The organism is Nitrososphaerales archaeon (assembly GCA_032906765.1).
Taxonomy (GTDB): Archaea; Thermoproteota; Nitrososphaeria; order Nitrososphaerales; family Gagatemarchaeaceae; genus DASPPF01.
Window position 1 is genome coordinate 125,467 of record JAJTZB010000004.1, and the last position, 20,563, is coordinate 146,029.

Sequence of the window (20,563 nt, forward strand, 5' to 3'; positions counted from 1 at the left end):
CCTCGCCGTTAATCTTCGAGGGTCTTCCCTATTCGGAACTGGTCGCCAACAATCGACCTCATGTTGAGGAGGCCGAGCGGCTTTCCGCCGTCGGTCACGAACAGGGTCCTAATCTTGCGGGTGGCCATCAGCTTGACCGCTTCAGTCAATGAGGTGTCGGCCGTCACCGAGATCATGGGCGATGACATGATCTTCCTGACAGGGATGCTGGAGGGGAGCAGATCGTCTGCCGCGACCTTGTTCAGGATGTCCCTCTCTGTGACTATTCCTACGGGCTTCCCCTCTACTAGAACGAGGATGTTGCCCAGATTGTTCTTTCGCATCATCTGCGCCGCCTTCATGACTGACTCGTTGACGTCGATCGTGAGCGGGTCTGTCTTGACGAAGTTCCTGACTGTGGTGACCTTCGCTTCGGCCTTCTCAAGCCAGAACGTGAGCGAGTAATGGCAGTTGGGACACTCGTCCGGCGTCTTGTCCCCCTCGAAGACGTGACCGCACCTGTAGCACTCCCACTTTGTCAAGCCTATGATGGATGCAGCGACTCGTGATATATTAATCGTAGTTCGGGGCGATGCGCAGCTACTCAGGCGGACACGACCCTGTCGAGCTCCTTCTCCCTCTGCCTGTAGTCGGGGAGGACGGCCCCAAGTCTCCGCCTGAAGGAGGGGGAGTGATTGTGCTCGGTGAGGTGCGCCAGTTCGTGGAGCAGGACGTATTCCCTGACGGGCGGGGGGAGGGCGATGAGCTGCCAGCTGAACGAGAGCCTGCCGTCCCGCGTGCAGCAACCCCAGTTCTTGATCTCCCTGACGTCTGCCCTCCGGTACTGGACAGCGAGCCTCCGTGCAAGCTCGGGCAGCGTCCTAATCACGTATGCTGAGGACTCTTTGAGGAACCAGCGCCTTACTAGCTCCTTGGTGCTCGACCTGTCGTGGGCCATGATAACGACAGCGCCTTTGTCTGCATCGAGGCGCAGTTCTTCTCTTCCGCTGGTCTGCACGAAGACGAGCTTCAGGCGCCTGCCGTCGAACATCACTGACCCGTCGTCCAAGACCTTGCGGGCGTGCACCAACTCTTCGCGGTGTTTCAGAACCCACGACTCTCTTTTCCTGATGGCAGATTCGGCGTCGAACGATTTCGGGCGCGGAGAGACTATCTCAAGCATCGAGTCTGGTCTGAACCTGAAGTAAGTGTAACGCCTGCCTCTCCCCTTCACGACAGTGTACTCGACCCGTTGGCCTCCCAAAGTTATCGAGGGCACTGTCTCAATTCGCGGAGCGGTCGTGTAGATAACTGATTCCAGTCAGATGGTCTGGAGGAGGGAAACTCCTGTCACCGCGAGGAGCGGCGAGGAAGAGGAAGGTTCGTTGAGAGAGGTTTTATGTACAATTCTGTACATTGAGCCGCTGTGCGCGTCGACCAAATCATTCTATCCCCGGAAGAGGTCCCGAAGAAATGGTACAACATAATCCCCGATATCCCAGGGGGGCTCCCGCCCCCGAAGGAGCCAGGGGACGGCGAATCTAGGATCGAGGGGCTGAAGAAGCGGCTTGTCGGAGAGTGCCTCAAGCAGGAGGGCTCCACCTCGAGCTGGATCGACATCCCTGAAGAAGTGAGGGAGCTGTACATCCACGCCGGGAGGCCCAGGCCCCTCTACAGGGCGAGGCGCATGGAGGAGGCGCTGCATCTGAAGAAGGTCAGAATCTACTACAAGAGGGAGGACCTCAGCCCGACGGGGTCTCACAAGGTCAACACCGCCCTGGCCCAGGCCTACTACGCTGCGAAGGAGGGGAAGAGGACCCTTGTCACAGAGACCGGGGCAGGCCAGTGGGGCACGGCCCTTGCCTATGCCTCGCGTTTGATGGGGCTCGACACCGCGGTCTTCTGGGTGAGGACGGTGTACGACTGGAAACCCGAGAGGAAGGCGTTGATGCAGCTCTACGGCGCGAGGGTCTACGCGTCCCCGAGCAGCGAGACGCCGTTCGGGCGGCGGCTCCTCGCCCAGGACCCCAAGCACCCCGGCTCCTTGGGAATCGCTGTCTCCGAGGGGCTCGAGTACACGGACCTTGGCGCAGATAGGGCATACTGCCTCGGCTCCGTCCTGAACCACGTGCTGATCCACCAGTCTGTGATCGGGCTCGAGTCTATCAAGCAGCTCGAGAGCGTCGACGACTCGCCCGACCTGGTGGTCGCCTGCCTCGGAGGAGGCTCCAACTTCGGGGGCATCGCCCTCCCGTTCCTAGGCGAGGTGTTGAAGGGGAAGAGGAAGTGCGAGTTCCTGGCAGCGCAGTCGGAGGCTGCTCCCAACCTCGTGAAGGGGGAGTACAGGTACGACTTCGGGGACACGGCTGGCCACACGCCCCTCCTGAAGATGTACACGCTCGGCCATGAGACGTCGATGACCCCCATCAGGTCAGACGGGCTGAGGTACCACGCTGCTGCACCCATCATAAGCGCGCTGAGGAGCAAGGGGTACATCAGGGCCGTGGCGTACCCGAGCGACGAGCAGCTCGTGTTCGAAGCCGCCAAGCTGTTCCTGGAGACCGAAGGCTGGCTGATAGCAGGCGAATCGGCGCACGCCGTCAGGGCCGCGATTGACGAGGCCAGGAGTTCGGAGGAGAAGGGGGAGGAGAAGTGCATCCTCGTCAACATCAGCGGGCACGGGTTCCTCGACCTGGACGCGTACAGGAGCAAGCTGCACCTCTAGTTCTGAGCAACAAGACAGGGGACAGGCTGGCATGATGCCGTGCGAGTCGAGTCCTGGAGGCGGCTCGCGGCATTCGGTCGGACCGCGTCTCCCTGCAAGGAAGAATTCCTAACCGTTAATAGCTGGGGCTCGGCTGCTGGAAGACGCTCTTGCCAAAGGCCAAGCCAAAGGCGCCGAGCATGAAGACGAAGGACCTGATGCAGGTGCCTCCAGTCACAGTCGGCGAGGACGCGACGATAGAGGAGGTCGCAGGAATCATGTGGAACAAGAACATCGGCAGTGCGATCATAGTGAACGAAGTTGGCGCGATGGAAGGAATCGTCACAGAGAGGGACATAATCTTCGCGGTTACAAAGTCGTTGACCGGTAAGGAAATCCCGGTTTCGAGCATAATGTCCAGGACAGCGCTAGTCGCCTCCCCCAACGAGGACCTCACGACAACCATCGACAGGATGATCAAAGCCGGGGTGCGTCATCTCCCCGTCCTCGACAAGGAGGGTACCCCTGTTGGCATGATTTCGATGCGCGACGCACTCAACATCAGCGAGCCGTTGCTGAAGTTCATCCTCCAGTCGACGAGGAAGAAACGGAGAGGTCGCTGATCCAGCCGCTCAGCTCGAGTCCCATTACATTGTCATACGATTAGACTGGTGCGCGGAAGAAGCTGAGATGGATCATTCCACCACTACAATCTAGGTGCGCGCTCGGCAGTCGACCTAGCGAAAGCGTAGAGGAAGAAGGGAGCGGCGAAGCTCGGGGCCTCCTTGGAGGCGGGACAGAGGGCGACCACCGAGCCCAAGTCGATCGCTGGCGGCTTTTCCAACCTCTGTTGGGGAGTTGGCCTTCGACGTGTGCGGGAAGCTCGTCGACGGTACGTACAGGGCATCGGAAGAACAGACACACGAGGCGATGAAAGTGTAGATTCAGGAAGCGCATGTGTTTCCCGAACCGTCGGGTGCCACTCCCGTCGCCGCGCTTCTTGCTGGGAAGGACCTCGACAGGCTGGGAGAAAGGGTGGTCCTCGTAATCTCAGGGGGAAATGTCTCTCTGGAGTTGCTGAAGAAGGTCATCTCTCGATAGTCTAAAATGCGGGGTGGGAAGGGCGTGCCAGTTTGACAGTGAGAGAGCCCGAGCCAGCCAGCGGACTGCCGCGCTGGACCATACTCTCTGTGACGACCCTCAGCTCCTTCATGGTAGCGCTTGACTCGAACATAGTCACGATTGCGCTGCCTGCGATGTCGAAGGGGTTGTCGTCTGGGGTGTCACTCCTTGGATGGGTGGTCACGGGCTACATCATCGCTGCCGCGGCGCTGGTGCTTCAGGCTGGGAAGATGGGGGACAACTACGGCAAGAAGAGGGTCTACCTGTTAGGCTTCGCCATTTTCGGTTTCGCCTCTGCCCTCTGCGGCCTGAGTCAAAGCGCCGTCGAGCTGGTGACCTTCCGAGTGGTTCAGGGAATCGGGGCCTCTGTGCTGACCGCCACGGGACTTCCGCTGATCTTCGCCTCGTTCCGACCCAACGAGAGGGGTTCGGCGATAGGAGTCAATTCTATCGCGTGGGGCATGGGTGCTGTCGCCGGTCCTCTCCTCGGCGGCATACTGACGCAGATTGACTGGAGGTTCATCTTCTACGTTAACGTGCCAGTCGCGGCCGCAGCCATCCTGGTCGCGTTCAGGCGGATTCCCGCCGCGCTCGATGTGAGGGGCGGGAACGCAAGCAGGTTGAACCTCGTCAACGCGACTTTGCTCGGGCTGGCGGTCACTCTAGTGATGCTTTGGCTGAGCTTCTTCGACTACAGGCTGGTGCCGGCGGCAATCTTGGCAGCGGGCCTCTTCGTGGCTGCGGAGGCGAGGTCGGGGAACCCTATCCTCAACAAGGAGCTGATGCGAAACAGGGGTTTCGTCTACTCCGTCCTTGCCCTTGCGCTGATGCAGATTGGGTTCTTCGGGATAACGTTCGTCATGTCATTCTACTTCCAGTCGATATCCGGCTTCTCTCCGGTCGTTGCCGGCCTGTGGATATCGCCCCTGCCCGTGGCGCTGGCAGTCTTCAACCCCATAGGAGGGAGGGTCTTCGACAGGTTGCGGAGGTCGGCGGTGGCCTCCATCGTCGGTGGACTGCTGGCGGCCGGCTCCGTGGTCGTGCTGAGCGCAACGATGGGTTCTGCCTCGCCCGGGCTGTACGTCGCCGCTCTGCTCGGGGTGGTTGGCGTGGGAGGAGGCTTGGTGTGGGCGCCGTCCATCGCCTCTGCGCTGAAGTTCGCCCGGCAGGAGCTCCGCGGGGTCGCAAACGGCACGGCTTTCACTCTCATCTTCATAGCCTACGCAGTCAGCGTGGCCCTCGTGGTCTCTGTATCAGCCGCCTCGCTGCCGCCCACGCTGGTCGGGCAGATCTACCTCGGGAGCGTCTCCGGGCTGACAGCGCCACAGGCAGCCCTCTTCGCGGGTGGCCTCTCGAAGGCGCTCTTGGCCCTCGCCGTGGTCATCCTGGCCTCCATTCCGCTGTACTTCTTGGTCATGAGGGAGCAAGGAAGGCGCTTCCGTCCCTACGCACCCACCCCGGCAGGCTCGGGGGCCCCAGAAACGATGACGGCCCCGGCTGGCCAAGGATAGGAAGCGGAGGTGGGAACCGGACCTGAGAGCAGACCGAGGCCGAGAATAGAATCACTCTCTGACCTCATCTTCGGGCTCGCCCTGTCGATAGGCGCCAATGCGCTGGTCATCAGTCCGCCGAGCTTTGTCCCAGGACTCTACGCGGACATCGGTGCCAAAGGACATGGTGAGGCAGCTCCGGTCCGAGGCAGTCAGCTGGCTGCTAGGTGGAGCCATCTTCCTTCTCTCGGCTGCTCCAGTCTTCGGACATGTTCTCGTGGACCGCACTTTGTTGAGGACGGACCTTTGGGTCGCTGCGATGATCATTGTCTGGCTGCGGCGTTATGCGAGAAAGGTCATGCCAGAATATCGTTGATGGGAAACGGATGTGAGAGTTGGCTTCTCGGCTGAACTGAGCCGGAACTACTTCGAGTGATATCCCAGGCTGTGAATCAGACTGAACTGGTTCTTGTTCGCTAGTGTGATTGCGGCGATCTCGAGGAGCTCCTCGTCCGTCATCCCGAGAGTCTTGAACGCGTTGACCACGCCGTCCTTGTTGTGGGGATCCTCAGCTATCGCGTACGCGTAAATCAACAGGTTCTTCGTCTTCTGGTCGAGCATCGTCTTCTTGATGTCCTTGTCCAGCGTCTTGATCTCCTCGTCGTTCATGCCGATGCTCCTCAGCTCTTTGTCGCAGAGGCCCTTGCAGATCTTGCAGCCGTCAGCCTTCGCCACCTCGTAGCTTATCATCGCAAGCTGTTGCTTCGTCAGGTGGCTCTGGGCCATCATGTCCCTCTGGGCCCCCCAGTATACCTGGAGCAGTTCGGGGCTGGCGGAGAGGAACGTCAGGGCGAAAGGAATCTGGCCTCCTTCTTTCGCAATCTGGTCGTAGACCTCCTTCAGCCTTCCCGTAGCGTCGGCGGGTGGCGTTACCTTAACTGTCAACCTATCTAATCACGGGTGGTTCCCGCCTCGTATATTTCCTTATCGTGCCTCCCGCACCTTGACCCTTTTGTGAAAGGTTTCAAACCTGTTGAAAGAGAGTGGGGCTGCTCAATCACGTCCGATGGCCTAGGCGCCCTGAGTTGTTTGCCTCTTCTGCGGACCGCTTGTGGGCTCCAACTAGAGGACGCGAGGGATTGCTGAATCAGACCCTGATTCTTCTGAATGCTAGGACTGCCAGCGCGAACATCGCAACAGATTCGACTGCTAGGACAAGCAGCTGGGCGATGACGATGGGCGTTATCCCTCCGAAGAGGCCCGCCCTGAAGAGGTTCGTAGTGTAGGTGAGGGGATTCAAGTAGCTCACAACTTGAATCGCGGGCGGCGCGAAGTTGGGTGGATAGAACACGGACGAGGTGAAGAGGAAGACGAAGAACGCGAAAGTCGACACGATCTGGAATGTCTCGGAAGACCTCAGTGCGACGGATATCGCAATCGCGAATGTGCCGAAGAACATCGTGCCAAGGAAAATCGCCACTGCCACTAGGGCACCGCCTTCTACAGTCAGAGATAGTCTCCCGCCGAGAACGGGTATGGCGATGAGAAAGACGAGCAGAGAGCCCGCGATTCCAAGTATCAGCGTGGCGAAGATGATGCTCAGGATGTACTGGGCCCTTGTGAAGGGGCCCATCAGGATTTGCTCGAACATCCCGTTCTTCCTGTCGAACCACAGCTGCGTGCCCGCGTTCGTACCCGAGTTGATGACCGTGAGGGTGACAGCGCCGGCGGCGAGGAAGACCGGGTAGCTGAACGTCACACCGCCCACTTCGAACGGAGGGATGATTCCACCTAGGGCGTAGCCCTGCACGATGAAGAAGAGTGGGAAGATGAGTTCGAAGAACAGGGTGATCCTGTCCAGGTTGGCCCGCAGGTTCCTGTAGGTGAGCCGGAGGTAGACGTTCAACTTCGATCTCTCCTCTCCCCGTCGCTCACCAGCGAGATGAAGGCGTCCTCGAGCGTGGCTTCTGCTATGTAGATGGAGGAGATCGTCAGGCCGAGCTTGTCTGCTATTTTGTAGACTTCGGGTATGACGAGCTCAGGCTTCCCGGTCGTGGCCCTGTAGCTGCCCGACTCGGTCTGGGTCAGCTTCGAGATCTCGTCGAAGGTGCCGAGCCTGTCAGCAAACTCCTTGGAGCTCCCCTCCAGCAGGCTGAACTCCACGGCCTTGGTGGTGCCGAACCTGCGTTTGAGGTTCTGCGGGGTATCTATCTGGACAATCCTGCCGTGGTTGATAACCGCTATCCTGTCGCAGAGGTACTCGGCCTCCTCGAGTATGTGGGTCGTGAAGAATATCGTCAGGCCTGCCTTCACCTTCTCTTTGAAGAAGTCGAGAACAGTCCTCCTGACTATTGCGTCGAGGCCCACCGTCGGCTCGTCGAGAAAGAGCAGGTCCATGTCGTGGACGAATTCCCTTGCGACCTGAAGGCGCCTCCGCTGGCCCGATGAGAGGTCTATGGTCGGTGTCTTCCTGAACTCCTCCATGTCGAACCTCTGAATGATCTCGTCTATCCTCCGCTTCCTCTCCTGCTTCGGCACGTCCCAGACCAACCCGTAGACGTCCATGCTCGCCTCCGCGCGCAGGCCCTGGTCGAAGCTGTCCTGCTGCTGCACGACGCCAATCCTTTCCCTGATTTTCCTTCCCTGCGTCTTGACGTCGTATCCCAGCACGGTCGCGTGCCCTGATGAGGGCGGGAGGAGCGTCGTCAGCATCTTGATCGTCGTTGTCTTGCCGGCCCCGTTGGGTCCGAGGAAGCCGAAGACCTCGGCGCGCCGAGTGTCGAATGATATCCTGTCGACAGCGGGTTTGTCGCCGAAGTGTTTCTCCAGCTCTTTGACCTCGACGGCCAGCTCAGTCACAGTGCGTCTTCACCAAGGAGGGGGTAATATGTCTGAGGTCGCAGGGGCTCCAGAGCAATGATGTAACGGAGGCCCGTTCGAGCGGATGCTGGGCGACCTCGAGCAACATGGGTGAGCGGAAACCCCGTTTCTTCGAGGAGGTGCCGCCGGACCTCCCTCCAGACCACGTGGCAGGGCGAGTATCATTGACGTGCGCTGAAGGTTTGTTGAGCCCTTGCGAGAAATAGCTCCGGGCCCACGGTTGCGGCGTGGAGTCTTCGGTCCACCGGATGATGAAGGATATAGTAAGAGGGGAGCTAGAGCGCGAAGGCTATCGCGTAGTCGAGGAATCGCTCTTCCCGCCTGCCGGCTGGATTTCGTGGTCGACTTACCGCCCAGACCTCCTGGGTTTCAGGAAGGGAAGGCGGAAGGAGGAGGTTGCCATCGTCGAATGCGAGACGCGGCCCAGCATGAACAGGTTCAGGTCGAAGAATTATTCGAGCCTCTGGTTCCAGCCATCATTGCTCAACGAGGGCTCGATTAGGCGTGTACTGGCCGTTCCGCGCGGAAGGCTCAGAGCGGTCGACCTTAGACTTCGTAACGAATGGGAGATATGGGTCATGGGCGAGAGGGGCCCGACGGTCAGGTTGTCCCGCGTGTCACGGCCAGCCGGTCTTCTGGGAGGTGGCCAAGTGGATTCCTACTCATCCGCGCCCATCAGCTCCCTGACGACGGTGGACCATGCCGCGGACACGTTCTCTGGGTCATAGCCGCCTCCGCCCATCGCGAGAATCCTGCCCTCGCAGAATTCGTGAGCCATGGAGTGAAGTTTCTTCGCTGCGTAGGCGTGCGCCGCTGAGGAGTACCGGAGGTGTGTTATGGGATCGCCCGCGAGACCGTCAGCGCCGCACTGGAAGAAGATGAACTCGGGTCGGAAGCCGCGGACGAACTCCACGATTCTGGCGAGCGCGACGAAGAACTCGGTGTCTCCTGAGCCAGGAGGGATGGGTATGTTCAACTTCGTCCCCCGGGCCTCGCCTCTGCCGGTCTCGGTTGCCGACCCTGTGCCAGGATAAAGAAACCTGCCGTCCTCGTGTATGTCTCCGACGACGACTCGAGGGTCTGACTCGAAGGCGTAGAAGACACCGTCGCCGTGGTGGGCGTCGATGTCGATGTAGGCTACCCTGCTGAACTTCCCCTCTGCGAGAGCCTTGTGAATCACGATTGCCGCGTCGTTGAAGACGCAGAACCCGCCCGCGCTACCGCTCCTGGCATGGTGCAGCCCGCCGATCGGGTTGAAGAAGTGATTGCACTCGCCGTCGAGAAGCAGTTTCAGTCCTTTCAGGGAGCTGCCGACAGGAAACAGTGAGGCTTCAAAGACGCCTTTGAAGGCAGGAGTGTCGCCGTAGTCGAGGTGACCCTTCCCGACCTTCGACGCTTCTCTTACCAGTTGGACGTACTCAGGCGTGTGGAAGAGCAGTAGATCTTCGGCCTTTGCAGGAGTCGGTTTGACCACTCTGAGCCTACCAGAACTTGCCGCAGTCCCAAGAGAGGCGAGCCGCCCCAGTGACTCCGCGAAGAGGTTCGCCCTTGAGTTGTTGAGCGGGTGCGATTCTGGAAATGAGTAGAGTTCGGACTCGGGGCCGTACGCCACGGTGAGCCTACAGTCGCGGTTGGCAAGCATCGTCCTCTTCCCGTCAGTCATGTGTATCACCTGCTCCGTCTTCGGGATTGAAAACGCGTTTCCAACCCGAGGGCTGTGGCGGGTGTCGTGAAAACATCGGATGCCCTGTCAGAGGGGTATGTGAATCGGAATGAGGATCTGGAGGATGAATGATGCCATGTATGCTAGGGCGTACTTGAATGCGAGACTGGCGGTCCTCGGGTCGGCGTTGTCAGGGATCTGCCCTTGGAACATCTTCCAGAGTCGTAGGGCTTCCGGTGAGGTGAGCAGCACGAGGAGGGACCACGGAGACAGCAACCCGGCGACGATGAAGACAGGCACGAAGAGGTAGGCGATTAGCAGGAGTGATTGGTAGATGATCACGCCTCTGTTCCTCCCAACCATGACGGGCACTGTCCTGGTCTCCACGCTTCCGTCGTACTCGATGTCCCTGACGTTGTTCGCCAGGAGGACGAGCGCCACGAATAGGCCGATGGGTATCGACACAACCACGGGCAGGATGGACAGCGTTCCTGTCTGGACAACGTACGAGCCCAGCGGAATCAGAGGGCCCCACATGAGAAAGACAATCACCTCGCCCATCCCCTTCGCCTTCAGTACAACAGGGTCGGCTGTGTAGAGGACGCTTGCAGCCACACCGACTCCCACAAGGACGAGGACCCAGGGATTGCGCGCCCAAGAAAGATACACTCCTGTGAGCAGCGTGAGCACGTAGAACACGGCGGCCCACGCCCTTATCGTGTATGGCGATTCCGCGCCCGCGGCAACGGGGTGAGGCCTGTACTTCGTCGTCGGCGCGCCCATTTTGTCGACGCCATGCTTCACGTCGTAGAAGTCGTTGATCAGGTTCGTTGCGGCGTGGAACGCAATCATTCCGCCGAGGGTCAACATGTAGAGACCGACGTTGAAGCTCCCCGCAAGATATGCGATAAGGGTGCCGAGCGTGACAGAGGAGAACGTCATGGTGAACGACCAAGGCCTGGTCGCCAGGAAGAGTGTTCTCGAGTCCATCAGCCGAGCAGCTCCTTGACCTCGTCACCCTTGCGGATCCGGCCCTCCTTCGTAACCCTGGCGTACCATCCCCGCCGGCCGAGCATGACCTTCAGGAACTTCGGTCCCTTCTCCCTTCCCACGTAGGGCAGCAGGAACAGGTTGTCGCACGGGTCGCAGGCGCGGGAGACCTGGACCTCGACTCCTCCTATCGCGAAGGACCTGCCCGGAGCGAACGTGTTGTAAGCGATGCCTCTGATAGTGACGTTCTCACCGATGTCGCCCGGCCTGATCGGCCAGCCCTCCGAGTTCAACTGCTTGAGCGTCTCGAGGGGCATAAGGAGGAGAGCCGAGTCTGGGTCGTCATTGAGTTCTTCGTGACGATAGACGTTGAAATCCCCGTCGACCCCTTGCTTTGTGACCAGTGCGGAGTCGACCGGCTTCTTCGGGAGGCCGCGGGCGCCCGGAGTCTTTGGCTTCATGTTGATCTGGTAGACAGAGCCGGCCATGAACGCGATACTACTCCTTTGTGAAGTTGAGGGACGCGGAGTTTATGCAGTACCGCAACCCCGTCGGCTCTGGGCCGTCGTCGAGCCTCGCATTGCTGTTGAACAAACGCTTCGTCATGACGTGAGAAGCCTAATCTAATTACTGTTTGCCTTGTGTCTTGCCAGGAACGCCGTTGGAACACTCACGTGACCCAGCTCATATTCGTAGAGAATGTTGCAGTTGGCGCATCTCAGATCATATGCTTTCTGCGGAAGTTTGCCTTTCAGTATCCAGTTGAAGAATTTAGTTGAAGACCGCTTGTCCCACTTGACGTGGCTTGCTCGTGCTTTGTGGTTCACCTGCAGTAGACGTATGTCAGAAAGTCCGCAGTTAACGCACTTGCCTCCGAGCAATTCGACGACCTTGGCCTTGATTGCCCAGTGCCTGGCTTTCAAATTCGCCCTGTTCCTTTCGTAGTATCTGCGGTGCTCCTCATGAGTACAATCCTCCGAGGGAGAACAATTAGGCTCCTTGTGGCATGAGCTGCAAACAGGCCTTCCGTATCGTCCCATCCTGACGGTCCATCCTGAACCATTTTTCGATTTTGGTTTGACGCCTTGGGGATGTCTTTTCATTTCACGCGCCCTTCTGAACCACTCCATATGTTCGGGATAAGGACAATTTTCCAAAGGGAGTGATGCAGCGCGAATTCTGCAGCCGATGCAGAACTTAGCATAGCCGAACGCTCGGACAGAGTATGACCAACCACCAGTCAGACCTGCGGTGGGATTTAGAACAGGCTCGCTGATTCGCTCACTTGGCCCTTTACCCTCCGATTCGTATGATGCAGAGTTCACGGAAGAATATGTAGAGTCCTCTAATAAGCGAAAACATTCACGACTTGACGAATCTCAGAGCCGCGGAATTGATGCAGTATCTTTGGTTTGTTGGCGGTGGCCCATCATCGAATATATGGCCGAGATGAGAATCGCAATGGGCACAAGTCGCCTCGATTCTTCGTGTGAAGAGGCTGTAATCGGACTTCGCCTTCACTCTGTCACCGCTCGTCGGTTGCCAGAAACTAGGCCAGCCTGTGCCGGAGTCGAATTTCGTCTCTGAGCTGAAGAGGTCGGCGCTGCAGACCACGCATTTGTAGACGCCCCGCTCGTGGTCGTCCCAGTACTCGCCTGTGAAGGGCCGCTCCGTCCCCTTGTCGACGCAGACATCATACTGCTCGCGAGTCAATCTTCGCTTCAGCTCGTCTTTGTCTACCTTCAGCATGATTCTCCTCGATGAATCGGCCATGCTGAAAAGCATATCGCGGAGCGGAGCGGGCAGTCTTGATGGCTGTCCCGTGTCCTAGCCGTCGAGCATCGGTATCTTCACGCCCTTCGTCCTCGCAGTCCTAATCGCCTCGTCGTACCCCGCGTCTGCGTGCCTGGCCACGCCCAGCCCTGGGTCGTTGGTGAGGACTGTGACCAGCCGTTTCTCGGCTGCCTCTGTCCCGTCGGCCACCACTACGAGACCCGCGTGTATCGAGTAGCCTATCCCGACCCCTCCGCCGTGATGCACCGACACCCACGTCGCTCCGGACACGGCGTTCAGGAGGGCGTTGAGCACAGGCCAGTCCGCGATTGCGTCGCTCCCGTCCTTCATCGCTTCGGTCTCCCTGTAGGGTGATGCGACCGAACCCGAGTCGAGGTGGTCCCGTCCTATCACTATGGGTGCGGAGATCTCACCAGACTTCACCATCCCGTTGATTATCTTCCCGAACTTCGCCCTCTCCCCGTAGCCCAGCCAGCAGACCCTCGCGGGGAGGCCCTGGAACTGTACCTGGTCGTGCGCCTTCTTGATCCACCTAACGAGAGACCTGTTCCCAGCGAACTCGCGCATGATGACCTCATCCGTGACATAGATGTCTTCTTTGTTTCCCGAGAGAGCGACCCATCTGAACGGGCCCCTCCCCTCGCAGAAGAGCGGCCTGATGTACTCCGGCACAAAGCCAGGGATGCGGAATGGGTTCTCGACGCCCGCTTCCTGCGCCATCTTCCTGATGTTGTTCCCGTACTCGAAGGCGACGGCCCCGCGTTCCTGGAACTTCAGCCACGCTTTGACGTGCTTCGCAATGGAGGCCATCGACCTCTTTAGGTACTCGTCAGGGTCGGAGCTCCGCAGGTCGGCCGCTTCCTCGACTGAGAGACCCTCCGGGATGTACCCAGCCAGCGGGTCGTGGGCGGCAGTCTGGTCAGTAACCACGTCCGGTTTGAAGCCCGAGTCAAGGAGCGAAGGTAGGATCTCTGCGCTGTTCCCCAGCAATGCTATGGAGAGCGGCTTGCCTTCCTTGGCAGCGCCCTTGGCGAGTGTGAGGGCCTCTCCTAGTTTGTCGGTCGTCATTTCGCAGTACCCCTTGTCAAGCCTCCGCTTGATTGCACGTTCGTCAACCTCGACGACAATCGCAACGCCGTCGTTCATGGTGACCGCGAGTGGCTGCGCACCTCCCATCTCTCCCAGGCCAGACGTCAGGACGATTCTTCCCTTCAGCGAGCCGCCGAAGTGCTTCTCGGCAACCGCAGCCAGAGTCTCGTAGGTCCCCTGCAGGATTCCCTGAGTGCCGATGTAGATCCAGCTCCCTGCGGTCATCTGCCCGAACATCGTCAGCCCCCTCTCCTCCAGCTGCCTGAAGTAGGTCCAGTCGGCCCACTTCGGGACGATCAGCGCGTTCGCAATCAGCACCCTCGGCGCCGCCATGCTGGTCCTGAAGACACCGATGGGTTTGCCCGACTGGATGATGAGCGTCTCGTCGTCCTCCAGCTTCTTCAGAGACTTCACGATCGCGTCGAAGGCGGCCCAGCTTCTTGCAGCCCGTCCCGTCCCTCCGTAGACGATTAGGTGGTCGGGGTCCTTGGCTACCTCGGGGTCGAGGTTGTTCATCAGCATCCTGAGGGCTGCCTCCTGCTGCCAGCCTTTGCAGGAGATCTCAGTCCCACGCGGAGCGCGGATGACCCGCTTCAGCATTGAGCCTCGGGACGACGAGCTTCTATAAAAGACTCGGGTGGATGCGAGGTCCGTTGAAGCCCGACCTAGTATTAGTCAACGCCGGTGAGCTGGTCACCCTCGGTGCCAACGACGAATCGTCTCTGGGCATAATCGAAGGAGGGGCGATGGTCGTTCGGGGCGGGAGGGTGGTCTGGACCGGGACGACCAAGGAGCTCAGGCGAAAGACATTCGCGAGGGCCAGGAAGACTGTCGACGCCGCAGGGATGCTGGTCACTCCCGGGTTCGTCGACCCCCACACGCACCTCGTCTTCGCCGGCAGCAGGGAGGACGAGCTGGAGAGGAAGATACGGGGCGAGAGTTACGTGAGCATACTGAACGCGGGCGGGGGCATCGTCAGGACAGTCAAGGAGACAAGGAAGGCGAGCCTTGCAAAGCTCGTCGCAGAGGCGCAGGGAAGGCTCCGGCAACTCGTCAGGAACGGAGTGACGACGGTTGAGGTGAAGACGGGGTACGGGCAGGATCTGCGGAGCGAGACGAAGCTCCTCAACGTCGTGAAGCGGCTGTCGAGGACTGAGAAGGTGGAGCTTGTTCCAACGTTCATGGGCCTCCACGCGAAACCGCCAGAGTTCGGCAGTGCCAAGGAGTACGTCGACTACGTCTTGGATGTGATGCTCCCCGCCGCGGCACGGCTGAAACCTGCCTTCGCCGACTGCTTCTGCGAGGAAGGCGTCTTCACTCGGGACGAGTGCTCCAGATACTTGCGCGCCTCGAAGGCGCTCGGCCTCAAGCTGAAGATTCATGCTGACGAGTTTGCAGACTCGAAGGGAGCGTCGCTCGCAGCTGAGACCGGGTGCGTCTCCGCCGACCACCTCGGCAATAGCGAACAGTCGGGCGTGGAGATGATGGCGAGACGGGGCGTCGTCGCCGTCCTCCTGCCGGGGACTTCGCTGTACTCCGGGATAGGCTACGCGGACGCGCGTATGATAGCGGGGGCTGGATGCAGGATTGCCCTCGGCACTGACCTCAGTCCCAATTCGTGGGTCGAGTCGCCCCAAATGGTGATGGCTTTGGCCTGCAACGCGATGAAGATGACCCCGGCAGATGCCCTGCGCGGGTTCACTGTGAACGCTGCGAAGGCGCTTGGCAGGGACGACCTCGGCCGTCTTGTCCCTGGCGCACCTGCTGACTTCGTGGTCCACGAACTTCCCGGCTACAGGTTTCTACCCTACAGGGTCGGGGGAGGCTACGTCTCCACTGTGTTCAAGGGCGGTGTCGAGGTCTACGCCTCGGCGCCCAACTGAGAGACAGGGCGTCGCAGCAGCGCGCCAGCCAGCTTCCCCACATCCTCGCTCAGCGACCTGTCGCCCGTAAGAGGCGGAGAGACTCTCTGCACAAACCTGCAGACCTTCCGGTCGAAGGGCGAAAGCTCGCCTTCGAACGAGCTGGCGTAGTTGGAGCCGCAGACCAACTCTATCGCGAGGATTCTCGCCACATTCTCGGCGACACGTACCGCCTTCAGCCCCGAGTTCACTCCGTAGCTGGCGTGGTCCTCAATCCCGACAGAGACGTTCGCCGGGTACGTGGAAAGCGGATAGACCTCCTTCGCGTTCTCAGCCGCAAGGGCTGACGCTGTGTACTCACCGACCATCAGCCCGGACTGGAGGCCGGGTTCCCTCGCCAGAAACTTGTGCGCTGACGGGCTACTTGAGAGCAAAAGGTGAATCCTCGCTAGCGAGATGCCGCCCAAGTACGCTGTCGCGATTGACAGCAGGTCTAGCGCCATTGCGACGGGCTGCGCGTGGAAGTTTCCGCCATGAAGGGTGTCGCCCTTCTCTGTGAAGACGGGGTTGTCGGTCACGGAGTTCAGCTCGCCGCTAACTATCCTAAGCGCAAATTCGAGAGCCTCCCTGGTCGAGCCGTGGACCTGCGGAGCGCACCTGATCGAGTAGGAGTCCTGGGGGACAGGGTTGCTCCTGACTCTTCTGCTCCCCTTCAGCATGCCGGATATCCTCCTCGCGACCTGACGCTGGCCCTCCACCTTCCTCATCTGCATCAGCCTCTCGTCGAAAGCCTGAGTGCAACCCTTGAGAACCTCGGCTGTCAGTGCGACCGAGGCGTTGGCCGCCTCGAGAAGGAGTTCGCAGCGGTGGACTGCTAGACACGCGAGCGCTGTCGTGAATGACGTCCCGTTGATTAGGGAGAGTCCTTCCTTCGCCGCGAGTTCGACAGGCCGCAGCCCGACGCGGTGGAGAGCCGCCCTGGAGCCGAGCAGCGTCCCCTTGTGATATGCCCGCCCTTCGCCGACCATCGTCAACGCCATGTGCGCAGACGGGACCAAGTCGCCGCTGGCCCCCAGCGAGCCGAACCAGGGAACGTGGGGCGTAACGCCGCGGTCGAGCATCTCCATGATCATCGTGGCCAAGGCAGGCCGCGCTGCGCTGTTTCCCCGGAGCAGGCCGTTGAGGCGTATCGTCATCGCCGCCCGCACCACTTCGACGGGCATGGGGTCGCCGACACCGATCGCGTGACTTCTGATCAGGTTGAGCTGGAGCTGCTTGACGCTCCTCCGCGGGACTACACTCCCGGATAAGTAGCCGAAGCCAGTGTTGACCCCGTAGATGACGTCGCCCCTGCTCACCCTGTCCTCGAGCAGGGAGCGGAACTTCTCCATCCTCTTCAGCGAGGAGCGGCCGACCGCCACCTTCTCGCCCTTCTCCGCTACCCTGATGACTGCGTCCACCGTGAGTGAACCGCCGTCGAGTGTTACTGTCATTCCAGTGACACCTCCGCGGAAAGTGGAACGTTTAATCTTCTCTCTCCCAGAGAGGCGCGTGCGTTGAGAAAGCCCGTCAGCTACCCGACTCCCAGCTACACCGACCCCAGAGACAGGAGGGTCGTCTCGATGGTCAGGAAAGCGGATAGGGCCTCGCCTAGGGCTGTCAACCTGCTCGGTGTGCCGTTCGACGGCGCCGTGCTCGGGAGGAAGGGTGCGGCCGAGGGGCCGTCGGCGATAAGGCGCGCGATGAGGTTCTTTTCCAACTACAACCCAGAGTTCGGGTTCGACCTCCTCAAGGCGAGGATAGTGGACCTAGGGGATGTTGTCGTCAGGTCGCCAGACGTCAGGAAGGTGCACGCAGACGTGGAGAATGAGGTCGGCGGCGCTCTCTCGAAGTCTTCGCTGCTGGTCGTACTCGGAGGCGACAACAGTGTCTCTCTGCCCTCGATCACTGCTTGCAGCGAGAAGTTCGGCAAGGTCGGACTGGTCGTCTTCGATTCGCACTACGACCTGAGGGAACCGATGAATGGCAGGCCGACGAGCGGCTCCTCTTACGGCACCGCTGTGAGGACGCTGGAGGGTCTTGACGGCTCCAGGCTCGTCGAAATCGGAATCCACGGCTTCCTGAACTCTCGCAGCTACGCCGACGAGGCGCGAAGGCTGGGCACGACCATCTTCACGGCGAAGGGTGTGAGAGAAGCCGGCACCCTCGCGGTGGCACGCAAGGCGTATGGGATTGCGTCCCGCGGCGCCGATGTCGTCTATGTGAGCGTTGACATGGACTGCGTGGACGTCTCGTCAGTCTCTGGCGTCAGCGCACCGAGCGCCGGGGGGATCGACGCTAGGGAGCTCTTCGAGATGCTATACTTCCTCGGGACGGGACGCAAGGTCGTGTGCGCGGACATCGTGGAGCTCGCGCCTCCGCTAGACCCGACAGGCAAGTCCGAGGTTGTCGCTGCAACTGCTCTCGTCTACATGATTGCGGGTTACACCGCCAGGAGCGGTCGCCCTTCATAGGAGGGCGCGTGGTCCTGATCAAGCTCGGCTGGGGGCTGCTCTCCGCATGAGATACGCCACGCTGGGCAAGACCGGTCTGAGGGTTTCGAGGCTGGCCATCGGATGCATGAGTTTCGGAGGCCCGGATGCAAGAGGCTACGAGTGGACGCTCGACTACGAGGACTCGAAGAAGGTGATCGACAGGGCTGTGGACATCGGGATAAACTTCTTCGACACCGCTGACGTCTACTCCTGGGGAAGGTCAGAGGAGATAGTCGGCAGGGCGCTTGAGGGAAGGAGGAAAGACGTTGTCATAGCGACGAAAGTCGGCCTCCCCACGGGGGAGGGGCCTGACGAGCGAGGCTTGAGCAGAAAGCACATCAAGACTAACCTCGCAAAGTCGCTCAAGCACCTCAGGACGAACCGTATTGACTTGTACCAGATCCATCGCTGGGACTACGCGACGCCGATTGAAGACGTGCTGAGGACGCTGACGGACGCCGTCAGGAAGGACAAGGTGGTAGACAACATAGGAGCGTCCAGCATGTGGGCGTGGCAGTTCGCAAAGGCACTCTACACCAGCGACAGGCTCGGCCTCGAGAGGTTCGCTACTATGCAGAACCACTACAACCTGGCTTACAGGGAGGAGGAGAGGGAGATGATTCCGCTTTGCAGGGAGGAGGGGGTGGCCATCATGCCCTGGAGCCCGCTCGCTAGGGGGTTCCTCAGCGGGAAGTATAGGAGAGGCAGAAGGTCCGCGACGCTCAGGTACAGGAAGGACAACCTGATCCGGGAGAGGTTCTTCAGACCGGAGGATTTCGACGTGGTCGAGAGACTCGTGGAGGTGGCAAAGCAGAAGGGTGTCAAACCTTCTCAGGTAGCTCTCGCGTGGCTCCTGAGCAAGAAGTACGTCTCTTCGCCGATCGTTGGCCCGACGAGCGTGGAGCAGCTGGAGGAGCTGGTCGAGGCGGTCAGCGTCAGGCTGAAGAACAGCGACATCAAGCGGCTCGAGGAGCCGTACAGCCCACACCGAGTCCTAGGGTATCACTAAAGAGCGGCTTCGGCGAAACTGGAACGCGTATACGTCACCTGCCCTTGTTGGGGCATATGGCGAAGATCACTCGCCGTGCTGAGGCCGCCACCGTGCTCGCCATACTTGTTATCGTTTTCTCATCGATAATGGCCGGGGTCGGACTTGCCGCGTTCGTCTCAGTCGTCACCGGCTCTTGGCCGACTCTCGACCTCCCCGTTCCGGTAAGGCTGCTGGGCGCGTTCCTTGCGGCGGTCGGCGTGTTTTCAATCGTCATCGTTTCTAGATACAGGAGTCTGAGGGACGTCCTTGACTCGACAGCTGTCACTATGCTGAAGTTCTACCACAGGACGCCGCTCGAGAGACCGGAGGGAAGAACGGAGCGGTTCATCCCCACAGGTCCCTACAGGTATGTGAGAAACCCGATGTATTTTGGCGCGGTCTGCATCGCGTTCGGACTCGCGGTGGCGCTTTCGGCCGTCGCCGGCCTTTTCTGGGGCACAGTCCTGACAATCTGGTTCTGGTTCGTCTGGATACCTTTCGAGGAGAAGGAGCTTGATGCGCTGTTTGGAGACAGTTACCGGGATTACAAGCGCCGAGTCCCGAAGCTCTTCCCGTACGGAAGGTCCTACAGGGCATGAACTCGGACGTGTAAATATGCTTTACAGTGGCCGTCCTAGGCAGATCGAGGATGTGGGGTCGGAGTTCCCAGTCGGCTACTTCACGTGTGCTGGTTTGTGCACGAAAGCCTCGACGAGCAGCCGGACATCCTTGCCCTGCTTCCTCGACTGCTTGTAAAGGTCCTCCCGTCTGGCAGGGGCCATCTTGTTCCAGTAGTTGGCAATGTCGTCAGCTACCTCGAACACGTAGTACTCTCCCTGCTTGAACGGGGCTTCACGACCCTTCTCGACGATTGGCGCGGTCCCGTCGTCTTTGACCCTGATAGAGGCCATACGGCCTCCCCCGCGAGGGTCTGGTTAAAAGAGGTGAGCGGGCGAAACAAACTTGCCTGGTTCAGCGACGTCGGTAGCTGCGCCCCCTTTATATGACGGAACGCCGTTCTGAACACCCATGAGAGAGTCGCGAAAGGGGGAGAAGACGCATCTGCCGCGGGACTCGTATGAGGAGTGGTCTGAGGCCCAGACGGCGAAGCTCATCGCGATAAAGCACCGAAAGGCACCGAAGAATACGTACAAAGCCCGGGTAGTGAAACGCCCAAAGAAAGTCAAGAGGGCGCGCAAGAAGGCATAACACAGACGCGCGGGTTGCTCTTTTGACTTCCAGGCGGACTGTCTTACTTATCCTACCGCTCGTCGCCATCTTCGTAATCATCCTTACCTACCTTCAGCTGTTCTCGTCGACGCTCGTGATAGTCGTCCTGCTGGCGCTGTATGCTGCAGTGAGCCTCAGGAACAGAAGGAAGTTCTCGAAGGAGAAGGGAGCTGGTCAGGCTGCGTGATTCTAACGG

General features: G+C 59.9%; 26 protein-coding genes. 12 read left to right on the plus strand and 14 right to left on the minus strand.

All coding sequences use genetic code 11. From position 1 onward, the window contains the following. Positions 1-8: 8 nt before the first annotated feature. Together LYZ69_05785 and LYZ69_05790 are read right to left on the minus strand one after the other, a co-directional pair. Entirely contained in the window at positions 9-521 is a 513-nt protein-coding gene (locus tag LYZ69_05785) for a CBS domain-containing protein (protein ID MDV3277962.1), read from the minus strand. 62 nt (positions 522-583) lie between these two features. Further along, a complete protein-coding gene (locus tag LYZ69_05790; GenBank protein ID MDV3277963.1) occupies positions 584-1,258 on the minus strand; it encodes a M48 family metallopeptidase in 675 nt (224 codons plus the stop codon). Between the two features lie 147 nt (positions 1,259-1,405). Between LYZ69_05790 and LYZ69_05795 the strand changes: the two genes are divergently transcribed. After that, entirely contained in the window at positions 1,406-2,704 is a 1,299-nt protein-coding gene (locus LYZ69_05795) for a TrpB-like pyridoxal phosphate-dependent enzyme (protein MDV3277964.1), read from the plus strand. 149 nt (positions 2,705-2,853) lie between these two features. Beyond that, complete coding sequence (locus LYZ69_05800; GenBank protein MDV3277965.1) at positions 2,854-3,306, plus strand: CBS domain-containing protein; 453 nt, start codon at positions 2,854-2,856, stop codon at positions 3,304-3,306. 83 nt (positions 3,307-3,389) lie between these two features. Here the strand turns inward: LYZ69_05800 and LYZ69_05805 are convergent, their stop codons facing one another. Continuing rightward, on the minus strand, positions 3,390-3,527 hold the full coding sequence (locus LYZ69_05805) for a hypothetical protein (protein ID MDV3277966.1): 138 nt from the start codon (positions 3,525-3,527) through the stop codon (positions 3,390-3,392). 113 nt (positions 3,528-3,640) lie between these two features. On the opposite strand from LYZ69_05805, the gene LYZ69_05810 reads away from it, so the two are divergent. The 3 genes from LYZ69_05810 (at position 3,641) to LYZ69_05820 (ending at position 5,671) form a co-directional block, all read left to right on the plus strand. Continuing rightward, on the plus strand, positions 3,641-3,784 hold the full coding sequence (locus LYZ69_05810; protein ID MDV3277967.1) for a hypothetical protein: 144 nt from the start codon (positions 3,641-3,643) through the stop codon (positions 3,782-3,784). Between the two features lie 38 nt (positions 3,785-3,822). Continuing rightward, on the plus strand, positions 3,823-5,316 hold the full coding sequence (locus tag LYZ69_05815; protein ID MDV3277968.1) for an MFS transporter: 1,494 nt from the start codon (positions 3,823-3,825) through the stop codon (positions 5,314-5,316). A gap of 151 nt (positions 5,317-5,467) precedes the next feature. Continuing rightward, a complete protein-coding gene (locus LYZ69_05820; protein MDV3277969.1) occupies positions 5,468-5,671 on the plus strand; it encodes a hypothetical protein in 204 nt (67 codons plus the stop codon). Positions 5,672-5,718: 47 nt separating this feature from the next. Here the strand turns inward: LYZ69_05820 and LYZ69_05825 are convergent, their stop codons facing one another. From LYZ69_05825 to LYZ69_05835, 3 genes are all read right to left on the minus strand, one after another. Next, positions 5,719-6,240, minus strand: a complete 522-nt coding sequence (locus LYZ69_05825; protein MDV3277970.1) for a hypothetical protein — start codon at positions 6,238-6,240, stop codon at positions 5,719-5,721. A 202-nt stretch (positions 6,241-6,442) separates the two neighbouring features. Continuing rightward, a complete protein-coding gene (locus tag LYZ69_05830; GenBank protein ID MDV3277971.1) occupies positions 6,443-7,201 on the minus strand; it encodes an ABC transporter permease in 759 nt (252 codons plus the stop codon). Beyond that, complete coding sequence (locus LYZ69_05835; GenBank protein MDV3277972.1) at positions 7,198-8,154, minus strand: ATP-binding cassette domain-containing protein; 957 nt, start codon at positions 8,152-8,154, stop codon at positions 7,198-7,200. Before LYZ69_05835 ends, LYZ69_05830 begins: the two co-directional genes overlap by 4 nt. Positions 8,155-8,426: 272 nt before the next feature. Here LYZ69_05835 and LYZ69_05840 point away from each other — a divergent pair, with 272 nt between their 5' ends. Beyond that, positions 8,427-8,903, plus strand: a complete 477-nt coding sequence (locus tag LYZ69_05840) for a hypothetical protein (protein ID MDV3277973.1) — start codon at positions 8,427-8,429, stop codon at positions 8,901-8,903. Here LYZ69_05840 and LYZ69_05845 read toward each other — a convergent pair. The 6 genes from LYZ69_05845 to hutU form a co-directional block, all read right to left on the minus strand. Next, positions 8,834-9,838 (minus strand): acetoin utilization protein AcuC, encoded by a 1,005-nt coding sequence (locus LYZ69_05845; GenBank protein ID MDV3277974.1) that lies wholly within the window; start codon positions 9,836-9,838, stop codon positions 8,834-8,836. The genes LYZ69_05840 and LYZ69_05845 overlap by 70 nt on opposite strands. A gap of 87 nt (positions 9,839-9,925) precedes the next feature. Beyond that, positions 9,926-10,828 carry a prenyltransferase gene (locus tag LYZ69_05850; protein MDV3277975.1) on the minus strand — a complete coding sequence of 301 codons (903 nt, stop codon included), beginning with the start codon at positions 10,826-10,828 and terminating at the stop codon, positions 9,926-9,928. Next, a complete protein-coding gene (locus LYZ69_05855; GenBank protein MDV3277976.1) occupies positions 10,828-11,316 on the minus strand; it encodes an MOSC domain-containing protein in 489 nt (162 codons plus the stop codon). Before LYZ69_05855 ends, LYZ69_05850 begins: the two co-directional genes overlap by 1 nt. 10 nt (positions 11,317-11,326) lie before the next feature. Next, the gene (locus LYZ69_05860) at positions 11,327-11,434 is read right to left on the minus strand and encodes a peptide-methionine (R)-S-oxide reductase (protein MDV3277977.1); all 108 of its coding nucleotides are present in this window, start codon (positions 11,432-11,434) and stop codon (positions 11,327-11,329) included. A 756-nt stretch (positions 11,435-12,190) separates the two neighbouring features. Further along, positions 12,191-12,601, minus strand: coding sequence for a peptide-methionine (R)-S-oxide reductase MsrB (gene msrB / locus LYZ69_05865; GenBank protein ID MDV3277978.1), 411 nt, complete (start codon positions 12,599-12,601; stop codon positions 12,191-12,193). Between the two features lie 54 nt (positions 12,602-12,655). Beyond that, positions 12,656-14,311 carry a urocanate hydratase gene (gene hutU, locus LYZ69_05870; protein ID MDV3277979.1) on the minus strand — a complete coding sequence of 552 codons (1,656 nt, stop codon included), beginning with the start codon at positions 14,309-14,311 and terminating at the stop codon, positions 12,656-12,658. A gap of 53 nt (positions 14,312-14,364) precedes the next feature. On the opposite strand from hutU, the gene hutI reads away from it, so the two are divergent. Next, complete coding sequence (gene hutI / locus LYZ69_05875) at positions 14,365-15,594, plus strand: imidazolonepropionase (protein MDV3277980.1); 1,230 nt, start codon at positions 14,365-14,367, stop codon at positions 15,592-15,594. Here hutI and LYZ69_05880 read toward each other — a convergent pair. Then, positions 15,573-17,066 carry an aromatic amino acid ammonia-lyase gene (locus LYZ69_05880; GenBank protein MDV3277981.1) on the minus strand — a complete coding sequence of 498 codons (1,494 nt, stop codon included), beginning with the start codon at positions 17,064-17,066 and terminating at the stop codon, positions 15,573-15,575. The two genes, hutI and LYZ69_05880, sit on opposite strands and share 22 nt — an antisense overlap. A 63-nt stretch (positions 17,067-17,129) precedes the next feature. Here LYZ69_05880 and LYZ69_05885 point away from each other — a divergent pair, with 63 nt between their 5' ends. From LYZ69_05885 to LYZ69_05895, 3 genes are read left to right on the plus strand one after another with little or no spacing between them, the layout of a single operon-like run. Then, positions 17,130-18,086, plus strand: a complete 957-nt coding sequence (locus LYZ69_05885; protein MDV3277982.1) for an agmatinase family protein — start codon at positions 17,130-17,132, stop codon at positions 18,084-18,086. Positions 18,087-18,132: 46 nt separating this feature from the next. Further along, positions 18,133-19,116, plus strand: coding sequence for an aldo/keto reductase (locus LYZ69_05890; GenBank protein ID MDV3277983.1), 984 nt, complete (start codon positions 18,133-18,135; stop codon positions 19,114-19,116). A gap of 56 nt (positions 19,117-19,172) precedes the next feature. Continuing rightward, positions 19,173-19,736, plus strand: coding sequence for an isoprenylcysteine carboxylmethyltransferase family protein (locus LYZ69_05895; GenBank protein MDV3277984.1), 564 nt, complete (start codon positions 19,173-19,175; stop codon positions 19,734-19,736). Between the two features lie 75 nt (positions 19,737-19,811). Here the strand turns inward: LYZ69_05895 and LYZ69_05900 are convergent, their stop codons facing one another. After that, entirely contained in the window at positions 19,812-20,048 is a 237-nt protein-coding gene (locus tag LYZ69_05900; GenBank protein ID MDV3277985.1) for a hypothetical protein, read from the minus strand. 118 nt (positions 20,049-20,166) lie between these two features. Here LYZ69_05900 and LYZ69_05905 point away from each other — a divergent pair, with 118 nt between their 5' ends. Then, positions 20,167-20,346 carry a hypothetical protein gene (locus LYZ69_05905; GenBank protein ID MDV3277986.1) on the plus strand — a complete coding sequence of 60 codons (180 nt, stop codon included), beginning with the start codon at positions 20,167-20,169 and terminating at the stop codon, positions 20,344-20,346. A gap of 22 nt (positions 20,347-20,368) precedes the next feature. Continuing rightward, positions 20,369-20,554 (plus strand): hypothetical protein, encoded by a 186-nt coding sequence (locus LYZ69_05910; GenBank protein ID MDV3277987.1) that lies wholly within the window; start codon positions 20,369-20,371, stop codon positions 20,552-20,554. The last annotated feature ends 9 nt before the right edge of the window (positions 20,555-20,563 follow it).